Consider the following 12,326-nt stretch of genomic DNA (forward strand, 5'->3'; position numbering starts at 1 on the left):
GGATGGCGCAAGGCCATCCGAAGCGCCTGTTCTCGTTACTGCGTTACAGGCAGGCGTTGATGTCGCCGGCGGACGCTGCGTCGCCGCGCACGCCGACCCACGTTTTCGCACCCGGCTTCAACGACGGACGAACCATCGCGGCGGCGCCGTTCGGCGGCTGCTGGCCCGGTGCGTACACGTCGGTCGCGAGGCCGTTGGCCAGCACGTTCTGCGAGATCACCTGTTGTTGCGACTTGTCGGCCCAGGTCTTGGCGATGCACGCCGAGACGTCGGGCGCATCTTTCTGGCTTTGTCCCACGTTCTGCACGGCAGGTTCGGCGGCATGAGCAGAAATTGCCACGGTCAATGCGATGAGCGGTAAGTATTTCACGTTCACGTTATCTCCCTCGAGTCGTGATTGATTGAGTGGGATGCGCAGCAGGGCTGCGTGCAAGTGAGATTCGATCGTACAAGCACGGTTCCAACCATTCCGAAACAAGTTGTTAACGCGCTTGCCAAATGGCGGCTCGGATGCTGCACGCATTGTTGCGGCGCGGCATGCGTCGTGTACGGCTCGACGTCATGCGTGGCGCGGTCGACGCGCTGACCGGTCGTGGTGTGGTGAGGAGACGGCCGCGGCGGGCGGCATCTGCGCATGCCGCGCCGCGACTCTTTATCTGATGACGAAGTGGAATGGCTGATGGATGGCCCCGTCGCATGAACACCATGATGACAAACTTTCGTCTACCGAATTGTTAACCAACTTCAAACGGAGGAAAGCGGCAGGCGATGCAGCGCGCGACGGGCGCGCCGCATCGTGCAACGACGTGAGGCGGGGAAACGGTGCGCGGCCGGGCGCCGCGCACGCGGGGTGTGTCAGCCGGCTTTGCGCGAACCGGCGTCGCGCAGGTTGACCGGGACGACCGGACGGAAGCGCTCGCGTTTCTGTTCGTCGTCGAAGTGCTGGAGCGCGGGCTTGATCAGGTCGCTGCGCGACACGATGCCGGTGATGCGCAGCGATTGCTCGTCGGCGACGACCGGCAAGCGTTCGAGGCCGAGCATCGCGAGGCGCGACGCGACGACGCGGCACGTTTCGTGCGCGAGCGCGACGGCCGGTGCGTGGCTGGCGAACGCGGCCGAGATCGGCGTGTCGGCGCCGGCCTGCGCGCGCTGCGCATCGAGCGTCGCGCGGTCGACGAGGCCGAGCAGGCGGCCGTTCTGCACGACCGGATACGCGCGGTGCGTCTGCTTCGCGCCGAAGTATTGCGCTTCGACGGTGTCGAGCGTCGCCGCGCCGTCGATCGCGACGAGCAGATCGGCCGACGTCATCACTTCGCCGACGTCATGCCGCTCGAGCGGATCGACGCCGTATTCGCGATAGATGTGATAGCCGCGACGCGCGATCTTTTCCGTCATGATCGAGCGCTTCATCACGACGGTCGCGAAGCCGTGCGCGACGAGCGTCGCTGCGAGCAGCGGCAGCAGCGCATTGGCGTCGTGCGTGAGGCCGAACGCGAACACGATCGCGGTGAGCGGGGCGCCGAGTGTCGCGCCGAGCGTCGCGGCCATGCACACGAGCGGCCACAGCGCCGGATCGCCGCCCGGCAACACCGGCGACAGCACGGTGCCGAGGCCGGCGCCGAGCATCAGCAGCGGGGCGAGCACGCCGCCCGACGTGCCGGAGCCGAGCGCGATCACCCACATCACGGCCTTCACGATCAACAGCGCGAGCGCGATCTTCAGCGCGATGTGCTGGTGCAGCAGGTCGCCGATCACGTCGTAGCCGACGCCGAGCGCGCGCGGCTCGAGCCAGCCGCCGACGCCGATCACGATCGCGCCGAGCGCCGGCCACCACATCCAGTGCACGGGGAGCTTCGCGAAGGTGTCTTCGACGCGGTAGAGCGCGGCCGACAGGCCGCACGCGAGCATGCCCGACAGCAGGCCCGCGACGATGCACGACAGCAGCGCGACGGGCGTCGGCGCGGCCGTCGTCAGCGGAAACAGCGGATCGACGCCGAAGAACACCGCGCGTGCGAAACCGGCCACCGCGCACGCGAGCGCGACTGGCAGGAAACTGCGCGGACGCCATTCGAACAGCAGCAGTTCGACCGCGAGCAGCACGGCGGCCACCGGCGTGCCGAACACGGCCGTCATGCCGGCGGCCGCACCGGCGACGAGCAGCGTCTTGCGCTCGGCGGCGGTCACGTGCACGCATTGCGCGATCAGCGAGCCGAGCGCGCCGCCCGTCATGATGATCGGGCCTTCGGCGCCGAACGGGCCGCCGCTGCCGATCACGACGCCGGACGACAGCGGCTTGAGGATCGCGACCTTCGGCGACATGCGGCTCTTGCCGAACAGGATCGCCTCGATCGCCTCGGGAATGCCGTGGCCGCGGATCTTCTCCGAACCGAAACGCGCCATCAAGCCGACGATCAGCGCGCCGATCACCGGGACCACGATCACCCATGCGCCGAGCGTGTTGTTCGCAGGCGAACGATCGGCGAACGAGAACTGCTGGAAGAAGAACAGGTTCGTGAACAGGTGGATCAGGCTCAACAGCACGAACGCGGCAAGCGTGCTGACGAGGCCGATCCCGGCGGCAAGCAATGCGATCCTGGGCAGGCGTTCGTTGGTCGAGAAATCGCGTTTGTGTGGGGCGTTCATCGGAGTGGCAAGAGCAAGGGTCAGTAATCGATCTGGGGAACCTGGAACGTGCCCTTGAGCGACTTCAGCTCGGCACGATGCATGGCCGCGAGACGGGCAAGCAGCGTTTCGCCGGCCGGCTCGAGGTGGACTTCGACCTGGCGGCGATCGGCTTCGCTCGGCTTGCGCTTCACGAGCCCAAGCGCTTCGCAGCGCGTCACCAGCGCCACGACGCCGTGGTGCTGCGCCTGCAGGCGTTCCGCGAGTTCGCCGATGGTCGCCCATTCGCGATGCGGATAGCCCTTGATGTGCAGCAGCAGCAGGTATTGCAGCGGCGTCACGCCTTCGCTTTGCGCGGCGCGTTCGGAGAAGCGCTCGAAGCGACGCATCTGGTAGCGGAACTCGGACAGTTGCTGGAAATCGCTTTTCGTCAGTGCGCGGCGGGTATCGGTCATCGAGGTCATTCGGGCAGTCGGTTGCGGTGACGATTAATATATCACAACGTGATATAAATGGCCGAAATCGGGCGGGATGCTTGCATGATGTGTTTCGCGGGCGGTGACGTAGCGTGATGCGCGCTACGCGGCATCGAGCATTTGGGTCTGCTGATAAAGGCCCGTGACGAGATCCGTCTGCGTCATGATGCCGACGAGCCGGTGCGACGCATCGACGACCGGAATATGGTGGTGGCCCGAATGCGTGAACAGCGGCACGAGCGCGGTGATCGGCATCGTTTCCGGCACCGATGCGACGTCGTGCGTCATCACGGACGCGACACTCGCGGGCTGGCCGCCGAACGATTGCGGCAGCCGCGCGGACAGGCGCTGCCACAGTGGAGTCGGGCGGCGCGGCGGGCGCGTGAGGTCGGCGCGCGTGACGATGCCGATCAGGCGGCCTTCGCCGTCGACCACGGGCAGCGCCTTCACGCGGTGGCGGTCGAGCAGCGTGAGCGCGGCCGCGACCGACGTCGACGGCGCGACTTCGATCGCATGTTTCGTCATCAGGTCCGCGCACTTGAGCTGGCCGAACGTGCGCGCATAAGCCTGCATCTCGGTTTCGCGCAGCAGCGTTTCGAGATCGTCCGGATCGACGTCGAGCCATTCGCTGCGGCGCTTCAGTACCGCATCGAGGTCGCCGCGCGTGAAGCCGCCGCGCGCCGGCGCGGCGCCGGCCTGCGGTTTCGCTTCGGGACGCACGCCGCCGTGCGGGTAGCGGTGCCCGGTCAGCGCGTGATAGACGAGCGCGGCCGACAGCAGGATCGCCGACTGCAGCGCGATCGGCTGCAGCACGAAGCCGAAGCCGAGCGAATGGATCGCCGGGCCGCCGACCACGGCCGTGAGCGCGACGGCGCCCGACGGCGGGTGTACGCAGCGCAGCGCGAACATGCCGCCGATCGCGCACGCGATCGCGACCGCGGCGGCCGTGATCGGATCGGCGATCCATTGCGCGCACGCGACGCCGACCGTCGCCGCGACGAGATTGCCGCCGACGATCGACCAGGGCTGCGCGAGCGGGCTCGCCGGCACCGCGAACAGCAGCACGGCCGACGCACCCATCGGCGCGACGAGCAGCGGCACGAGGCCCGGCACGCCGGGCAACAGCCGCATCGTGACGCCGACCGTCGCAATGCCCACGAGCGCGCCGGTGCACGAGCGCAGGCGCTCGCGCCAGCCGAGGGTCATCGGATGGGGAAGGAAGCTGTGCAGCCATTGCCGCAACGTGCGGCGCGACGGGGAGGGGCCTGACGACATGGATGGGAAGCGGTAAAAGGACGGCGCAGGGGCGCGGCGACAAGCATCGAATTATATCGTGTTGTGATACAAATTGCCGCGCCGCATCACGCCGTTGCACGCGCGCGACGCGCAAGTCTTGCAAAAGCCTTTCATCGAATGAGCGCTTGCGCGCGCATAACCGCGCAAATTTGTCTGCAGCGGCGTACAATTCGGCGCAATCCATTCCCCCGTCATGCCAGAACCCCGTCCGCGATGCCCGCTCTCCCGCCTTCTCCCCGGCACGGTGATCGATTCGACGTGGTTCGCGGCCGCGTTCCGTTGCCCCTCTGACGCGAGCGCCGCCGACGCCTCCCCACTGACTCTCCCCAAGCCAATTCAATGGACATGCTCGAAAACATGCGCCTGTTCGTGCGCGTCGTCGAAGCCGGCAGTTTTACGGCGGTCGCGAAGGAAATCGACGCGACCACCGCGCAGGTGTCGCGCGCGGTTTCGAACCTCGAAGCGCACGTACAGACGCGCCTGCTGCATCGCACGACGCGCCACCTCGGCCTGACCGAAAGCGGCGAGCGCTATTTCGAGCGCGCGAAATCGATCCTCGCGGAACTCGACTACGCGAACGCGGAGGCGCGCAACGCGCTGCTGCGGCCGAGCGGCAAGATGCGCATCCATGCGATGACGGGGCTGGGGCAGAGCCATGTCGTATCGTCGATCGTCCGCTACCAGGAGGACAATCCCGACGTGTCGGTCGAGCTGACGCTGGCGCAGCGGATGCCGAATCTCGTCGAAGAGGGTTATGACGTGTCGATCGTGACCGCGTCGCAGTTGCCCGATTCGGGTTATGTCGCGCAGACCTGCGGCACGAGCTGCAGCGTGCTCGTCGCGTCGCGCGAATACCTGGCGCGGCACGGCACGCCGCAGACGCCCGACGAGCTGCCGAACCACGTGTGCCTGCGCCTCGACACGCCGGCGTCGCCGGCCGGCGAATGGCGGCTCGAGCGCAGCGACGGCGAGGAGACTGTGTACGCGCTGCAGCCGGCGCCGTTCCAGGTCAACGTGCCCGACGCGCTGTGCGTCGCGGTGCGTGCCGGCCGCGGGATCGCGTGCGTGGCGCTGTATACGGTGCTCGACGATATCCGCGAAGGGCGCCTGATCCGCGTGCTGCCCGAATACCGGCTGCAGACGGTGAGCGTCTATGCGGTCTACGCGACGCGCCGGTATCTCGATGCGAAGATCCGCACCTTCCTCGATCACCTGCGCACGACGCTCACGCCCGCGCTGGAGAACGATCTGCGCGAACTCGACCGGCTGACGACGGAGCGCTTAGCGGCCGGCCGCCAGCGCGCGTAACGATGCGCGTGCGCGCCGCCGCGACGTTCATGCGGCCGGCGCGATGCGGATCCGTTCGAAGCGGCCCGCGAGCCATACGTACGCAGCAATGCCGATCAGCCCGTGCGCGGCGACGAACCACAACGCGCCGGCGAACGAACCCGTGCTGGCGACGAAGTAGCCGATCACGAGCGGCGTGACGATCCCCGCGACGTTGCCGAGCCCGTTGAACACGCCGCCGCTCAGCCCGACCATGCCTGCCGGCGCCGTGTCGGCGAGCACGGCCCAGCCGACCGCCGCGAGCCCCTTGCCGAAGAACGCGATCGTCATCAGCGCGATCACGACCGCGTTCGACGATGCGCCGTTCGCGAGCACGAGCAGCGTCGCCATCGCCATCCCCGCGACGAACGGCGTCTTGCGCGCCCGCGACGGATGCATGCCGCGCCGGATCAGCCAGTCCGACAGCACGCCGCCGAGCACGCCGCCCGTGAAGCCGCAGATCGCCGGCAGCGCGGCGACCCAGCCGGCTTCCATGATCGTCATCCCGCGCCCCTTGATCAGGTAGATCGGGAACCACGTGATGAAGAAGTAGGTGAGCGCCGTGATGCAGTACTGGCCGATGTAGATTGCCCACAGGTTCCGGTGACGAAACAGTTGCGACGCGTCGTGCCACGACACGCGCGGCCGCTCGCGCACGCGGTTCGCCTCGAGATCGACGAGCGCGCCGTGCGCACGCAGGTAGTCGCGCTCCGCGTCGGTTATGCGCGGGTGGCCGTGCGGCTCGCGATACCACGCGAACCACAGTACCGCGAGCGCGATGCCGAGCAATCCCATCCACAGGAACACGTGCTCCCAGCCGAGCGCATGCGTGAGCCACGCCATCGCCGGCGTGAACAGCACGACGGCCATGTATTGCGCGGAATTGAACAGCGCCGACGCGGTGCCGCGTTCGGCCGTCGGGAACCAGCAGGCGACGATCCGCGAATTGGCCGGGAACGCCGGCGATTCGACGAGGCCGAGCATGAAGCGCATCACGAACAGCGCGAGCGTCGCGGCCGCGCCCTGCACCGCGAACTCGCCGACCGTGCCTTGCAGCATCGTGAAGACCGACCACAGCAACAGGCTCAGGCCGTACACGCGCCGCGCGCCGAAGCGGTCGAGCAGCCAGCCGCCCGGAATCTGGCCGATCGCATAGGCCCACGCGAACGCCGAAAAGACGACGCCGAGTTGCACGGGCGTGAGCCCGAGGTCGTGCGCGACGCCGGTGCCGGCGATCGACATCGTCGCGCGGTCCGCATAGTTGACGACGGTGACCGCGAAAATCAGTGCGAGCACCGCATAACGGACGCGGCCGGTCGTGCGCGACGCGGCGGGCGATGCGGCGACGGCAGCGCCGCTGGATCGATTGGGCATGCGTGTCTCCTGGCCTTCGTCGTGCGAAGGCATCTGGTGTTGTAACGGGAAGGGGCGTGCCGCGCTCAGCGCGTGACGCTGGTCGGCGGGCGCTGGCCTGCGAAGCACGCGGCGAGGTTCGCGAGCACGATGCGGCCCATTTCCTCGCGCGTTTCGTGCGTGGCGCTCGCGCGGTGCGGCTGCACGACGACGCGGTCGAGTTCGAGCAGCGCGGCCGGCACGTGCGGTTCGTTCGCGAACACGTCGAGGCCGGCGCCGGCGATCGTGCCGTCGGCGAGCGCACGGACGAGCGCGGCTTCGTCGACCAGCTTGCCGCGCGCGACATTGATCAGGAATCCTTTGGGGCCGAGCGCGGCGAGCACGTCGGCCGTCACGAGCACGTTGCCGTGATCGGCCGAGGCCGCGATCACGAGCACGTCGCTGTCGCGCGCGAGCGCGGCGAGGTCGGGCACGAAGCGATAGCCGCCGTCGCGATGCTCGCGCGGGCCGAAGTAACTGACGGGCATCCGGAACGCCTGCGCGCGCTGCGCGATCGCGCGCCCGACGCGGCCGAGCCCGACGATGCCGAGCCGCTTGCCCGTGACCTGCGTCGCAAGCGGCTGGGCCGTCTTGCCCCAGCGGCCGGCGCGCACGATCCGCTCGCCGGCGCCGAGGTCGCGCAGCGTCATCAGGATCAGCCCGAGCGCCATGTCGGCGACGTCGTCGGTCAGCACGTCGGGCGTCGTCGTCACGTGGATGCCGCGCGCCCGCGCGCGATCGAGATCGACCGCGTCGGTGCCGATGCCGCTGATCGCGATGATCTCGAGCGCGCCGAGCCGGTCCATCAGCGCGGCGGACAGGCCGTTCGCGCCGCCGGTCACGACGCCGCGAATGCGCGGGGCCACGCGATCGAGCAGCGCGTCCGGCTGCGCGGCCGCATACAGCCGGTGCACGGTGTAACGGGCGGACAGTTCGGCGTCGATGGTGTCGGGGAGCGGCTGGGTCAGCAGGATGTCGATGGTCATGAAGGTCTCGGTCGTCGTGCGCGGCGCGGGCTGCGCATCAGGTGGAACCGAGTATAGAAATCGCATCGATATCGGTCTAACATCAAAAGACTATCGATTGATTCAAGAATTGAATGATTGAACTGCACCAGCTTCGCTGCTTCGTCGCGGTTGCCGAAGAGCTGCATTTCGGCCGCGCGGCCAGGCGGCTCTTCATGACCCAGCCGCCGCTCAGCCGGCAAATCCAGTTGCTCGAGCATGCGCTCGGCATCGCGCTGCTCGAGCGCAGCAGCCGGCAGGTCAGCCTGACCGCGGCCGGCGAGCGCTTCCTGCGCGACGCGCGGCACATCCTCGAATTTTCCGCGCGGGCCGAGCAGGCCGCGCAGCGCGTCGCGCACGGCGGGGCCGGGCGCATCACGCTCGGTTTCACGGCCGTCAGTGCGTACCGGATGATTCCGGTACTGCTCGCGCATGCGGCCCATGCGTTGCCGGACGTCGACGTCGAATTGCGCGAAATGGTGTCGACCGTGCAGATCGATGCGCTCGCGTCGCGGATGCTCGACGCGGGTTTCGTGCGCCAGCGCGCCGCGCGCCAGCCGCTCGAATACCGGCTCGTGCAGCGCGAACCGATGCTCGTCGCGGTCGCGCAAGGCGCGCCGCTCGCGGCCTACGAGCAGATCGGTCCGGACGAGCTCGACCGGCAGCCGTTCATCGCGTATTCGCCGAACGAGGGCAAGTATTTCCACGACATGATCTCGGGGATGTTCGCGAGCGCCGGGCGGCTGCCGAACTACCTGCACTACGTTGGCCAGACGCATACGATCCTCGGCCTCGTGCGCGCGGGGCTCGGCGCGGCGCTGGTGCCGGCGTCGGCGCGCGAGCTACACGTGGACGGCGTGGTGTTCCGGCCGCTGGCGGGCGTCAACGTGGCGGCCGAGTTGTATCTCGCGTGGCGCGCGGACAACGACAATCCGGCGCTGCCGGTATTCAACGCAATGGTCGAGCGGTTTCTGACCGAGAGCACGGACGATCCGGGTGTTTAGCGACGGTGCTTGCTTACGCGAGCAACCTGCCGCATACCGCGCAAAGTCGGTCGTCTGATGATTGCAAACACGATCCCGAATTTTTTCGGCGCCTCGGGAATACATAGAAAAACGGCGAATTTTCATACGAATTTCACCTGAAACGCGGCGCGTACCCTGCGGATTTTTCATCTCGAACACGGGGAAACCCCCATTTTTCCTCATCGGTCGTCGTAATACTGTATCGATACACTAAATCGATACAGTCGCGTCGCGAGACGCACTCGCACAGGAGACGACTCATGAATACCTACACCCGGCGGCGCTTTCTGCAAACGGTGTCCGCCGCCACGCTCGCGGCCGCGGGCGGCTTGCCGGAAAGCGTGCGCGCGCAGCAGCCGGTCGTCACGCTGCGCTGCTCGTCGTCGATGCCGGCCGACCAGAACGCCGCGCACTACGTGTGGTACGAGCGTCTCGCCGCGAACCTGAAGGCGAGCGTGGGCGACGCGATCCGGGTCGACTACTTTCCGAACAGCCAGCTCGGCAAGGAAAGCGACGTCGTGCAGCAGGTCAAGATCGGCGCGATCGACATGATGATCGCGGGCTCGTCGATCTGGGCCACGGTCGCGCCGGAGCTCGGGATGCTCGATCTCGGCTACCTGTTCGACAGCTACGCGCACGTCGCGAAGGCGCTCGACGGCCCGGTCGGCACGAGCCTGAACGCGCTGCTGCAAAAGCGCGCGGGATGCTCGGTGCTGACCTGGGGCTCGCATTTCGGCGGGCGCTGCGTGTTCACGAAGCAGCCGGTGACGGCGCTGTCCGGCCTGAAGGGGACGAAGCTGCGCGTGCTGCCGACGCCCGCGTTCATGGACACCTTCAAGGCGATGGGCGCGGTGCCGACGCCGATTCCGTTCGGCGAGCTGTACATGGCCGTGCAGACGGGCGTCGTCGACGGTCTCGAACACGATCCCGCCACGGTGCTCGCGAGCCGCTTCGACGAGATCGTGAAGTCGTGCTGGCAATCGCGCCACGTGTTCGCGGCGATGACCGTCGTGATGGGGCGGCGTGCGCTCGACCGGATTCCGGCCAATCTGCGGCCGGCCTTCGACCGCGCGGTGGCCGACGCGACCGTGCAGCAGCGCGCGATTGCCGCGCAGAAGGCCGCGCAGGCGGAGCAGGCGCTGAAGCAGCGCGGCATGGCGTTTTACCCGCTGGCCGATGGCGAGCGCGCGGCGCTGCGGCAGACGATGCAAGACCGCCTGTATGTGGCGTTCGCGAAGCAATATCCGGCCACCGCGCCGCTCTTTCCGGCGATTGCCGCCGCGCGGGGGTGAGCGATGGACATGCACTCCGTGTCGGGCGCCGCGCCGGCTCCCGCTGCCGGCCAGCCGGCGCATCGCGTCGCCCGCGTGCTGGATGCGGCGCTGCGCTGGCTCGAGTATCTGTCGGCCGTGGTGCTCGCCGTCGACGTGCTGGTCGTGTTCGTGTCGGTCGTGTTCCGCTATTTCCTCCACGACCCGGTCGACTGGGCCGAGGAAGTGGCCAGCGCGCTGATGATCGTGCTGGTGTTCTTCGGCGCGGCGACGGTGCTGGGGCGCAGCCAGCATGTCGGCATCGACGTGTTTCGCGGCCGGCTGCCGGCACGCTGGCAGGGCGCGCTGATCCAGGTCGGCCACTGGATCGTGGCGGCGGTTGCGCTGAACCTGCTGGTGTCGTCGTGCCAGTTGCTCACGGATTCGTACGACCAGTTGACGACGGGCGGCCTGCCGGGCTGGATCAACGGGTATCCGATGATGTTCGGCGCGCTGTTCATGACGGTATTCGCGCTCGCCAATGCGCTGAACGCGCCGCGCGGCCGGGTGATCGGCACGTTCCTGTGCTGCGAGGCGCTCGCGGGCGCCGTGTACGGCTGGAACGCGCTGTGGCCCGCGCATGCGGTCGCGCCCGGCACGCTGCTGGTCGCGGGTTTCGTCGGCGGGCTGGTGCTCGGCGTGCCGATCGGATTCGTGCTGGCGTTTTCGGCGCTGCTGTATTTCCTCGCCGATCCGACGCTGCCGCTGCTCGTCTACTCGCAACAGGTGATGGCCGGGGCCGATCACTTCGTGCTGCTCGCGGTGCCGTTCTTCGTGCTGGCGGGGCTGCTGATGGAGACCAACGGGATGTCCGCGCGGCTCGTCGAGCTGCTGCTGCGGATCTTCGGGCGCGTGCGGGGCGGGCTCGGCCTGATCGTGATCTTCGCGACGGCGTGCTTTTCCGGCGTGTCGGGCTCGAAACTGGCCGATATCGCGGCGGTGGGCGGCGTCGTGATGCCGGCGGTGCGCCGCGCGCGGCAGGACCCGAACGAAACCGCCGCGCTGCTCGCGTGCAGCGCGGTGATGGCCGAGACGATTCCGCCGTGCGTGAACATGATCATCATGGGCTTCGTCGCGAACATCTCGATCGCCGGGCTGTTCGTCGCGGGGATCGTGCCGGCGGCCGTGCTGGCCGCGTCGCTCGCGGTCGTGACGGTGATCACCGGGCGCAAGATCGACGTGGCCGGGGTGTTCGGCGAGCGTCGCGCGTGGCTGCTGCTCGCGGGCGGCGCGCTCGTCGCGCTGGTCATGGTCGCGATGATCGGCAAGGGCGTGACGTCTGGGATCGCGACGTCGACCGAAGTGTCCGCGTTCGCGGTGGTCTACGCGCTCGTCGTGGGCTGGCTCGCGTTTCGCGAACTGACGTGGCGCTCGGTCGGCCGCGTGTTCGTGCGCGCCGCGTCGATGGCGAGCGGTATCCTGTTCATCGTGGCCGCGGCGTCGAGCGTGTCGTTCGCGCTGTCGATCGAGCAGATTCCGGCCCTCGTCTCGGGCACAATGACGGCGTTTGCCCATCAATACGGCGCGACGATGTTCCTGCTGCTGTCGGCGCTGCTGATGATCGTGTTCGGCGCCGTGCTCGAAGGCGCGCCCGCGCTGATCATCTTCGGGCCGCTGCTCGCGCCGATCGCGCTGCAGCTCGGTATCAACCCGCTGCATTTCGGCACGGTCGTGGTGGTGGCGATGGGGTTCGGGTTGTTCGCGCCGCCGGTCGGGCTCGGGCTGTTCACGACCTGCGCGATCACGGGCACCGAGGTCGGGCGCGTGGCCCGGCCGATGGTGAAATATCTGCTGGTGCTGTTCGCTGCCCTCGTGGCGCTGATCTTCGCACCGGCGTTTTCGTTGTGGCTGCCGGCCCATTTCGGCCTGTAGCCC

The 12,326-nt window shown here is 68.1% G+C and carries 10 protein-coding genes; 4 read left to right on the forward strand and 6 right to left on the reverse strand.

Annotation, left to right across the window (positions count from 1 at the left end; all coding sequences use genetic code 11):
- Positions 1–43 precede the first annotated feature (43 nt).
- From HWX14_RS11835 to HWX14_RS11850, 4 genes are all read right to left on the reverse strand, one after another.
- Positions 44–376 (reverse strand): hypothetical protein, encoded by a 333-nt coding sequence (locus tag HWX14_RS11835; RefSeq protein WP_175883564.1) that lies wholly within the window; start codon positions 374–376, stop codon positions 44–46.
- Between the two features lie 479 nt (positions 377–855).
- A complete protein-coding gene (locus HWX14_RS11840) occupies positions 856–2,643 on the reverse strand; it encodes a chloride channel protein (RefSeq protein WP_175882885.1) in 1,788 nt (595 codons plus the stop codon).
- 20 nt (positions 2,644–2,663) lie between these two features.
- A complete protein-coding gene (locus HWX14_RS11845) occupies positions 2,664–3,077 on the reverse strand; it encodes a helix-turn-helix domain-containing protein (RefSeq protein ID WP_069618045.1) in 414 nt (137 codons plus the stop codon).
- 123 nt (positions 3,078–3,200) lie between these two features.
- Complete coding sequence (locus HWX14_RS11850) at positions 3,201–4,373, reverse strand: HPP family protein (protein WP_175882886.1); 1,173 nt, start codon at positions 4,371–4,373, stop codon at positions 3,201–3,203.
- A 360-nt stretch (positions 4,374–4,733) separates the two neighbouring features.
- Between HWX14_RS11850 and HWX14_RS11855 the strand changes: the two genes are divergently transcribed.
- Positions 4,734–5,702, forward strand: coding sequence for a LysR family transcriptional regulator (locus HWX14_RS11855; RefSeq protein WP_175882887.1), 969 nt, complete (start codon positions 4,734–4,736; stop codon positions 5,700–5,702).
- Between the two features lie 27 nt (positions 5,703–5,729).
- On the opposite strand, the gene HWX14_RS11860 is transcribed toward HWX14_RS11855, so the two are convergent.
- Both HWX14_RS11860 and HWX14_RS11865 read right to left on the reverse strand, forming a co-directional pair.
- On the reverse strand, positions 5,730–7,094 hold the full coding sequence (locus tag HWX14_RS11860) for an MFS transporter (protein WP_175882888.1): 1,365 nt from the start codon (positions 7,092–7,094) through the stop codon (positions 5,730–5,732).
- 65 nt (positions 7,095–7,159) lie between these two features.
- On the reverse strand, positions 7,160–8,098 hold the full coding sequence (locus HWX14_RS11865; RefSeq protein ID WP_175882889.1) for a 2-hydroxyacid dehydrogenase: 939 nt from the start codon (positions 8,096–8,098) through the stop codon (positions 7,160–7,162).
- A 113-nt stretch (positions 8,099–8,211) separates the two neighbouring features.
- Between HWX14_RS11865 and HWX14_RS11870 the strand changes: the two genes are divergently transcribed.
- The 3 genes from HWX14_RS11870 (at position 8,212) to HWX14_RS11880 (ending at position 12,323) form a co-directional block, all read left to right on the forward strand.
- Positions 8,212–9,120: a LysR substrate-binding domain-containing protein gene (locus HWX14_RS11870; RefSeq protein ID WP_175882890.1), complete on the forward strand. Its 909-nt coding sequence runs from the start codon at positions 8,212–8,214 to the stop codon at positions 9,118–9,120.
- A gap of 281 nt (positions 9,121–9,401) precedes the next feature.
- Positions 9,402–10,433: a TRAP transporter substrate-binding protein gene (locus tag HWX14_RS11875; RefSeq protein ID WP_074803086.1), complete on the forward strand. Its 1,032-nt coding sequence runs from the start codon at positions 9,402–9,404 to the stop codon at positions 10,431–10,433.
- A gap of 3 nt (positions 10,434–10,436) precedes the next feature.
- Positions 10,437–12,323: a TRAP transporter large permease subunit gene (locus tag HWX14_RS11880; RefSeq protein ID WP_175882891.1), complete on the forward strand. Its 1,887-nt coding sequence runs from the start codon at positions 10,437–10,439 to the stop codon at positions 12,321–12,323.
- Positions 12,324–12,326 lie beyond the last annotated feature (3 nt).

It is taken from the genome of Burkholderia sp. BCC0044 (genome assembly GCF_902832955.1).
GTDB lineage: Bacteria > Pseudomonadota > Gammaproteobacteria > Burkholderiales > Burkholderiaceae > Burkholderia.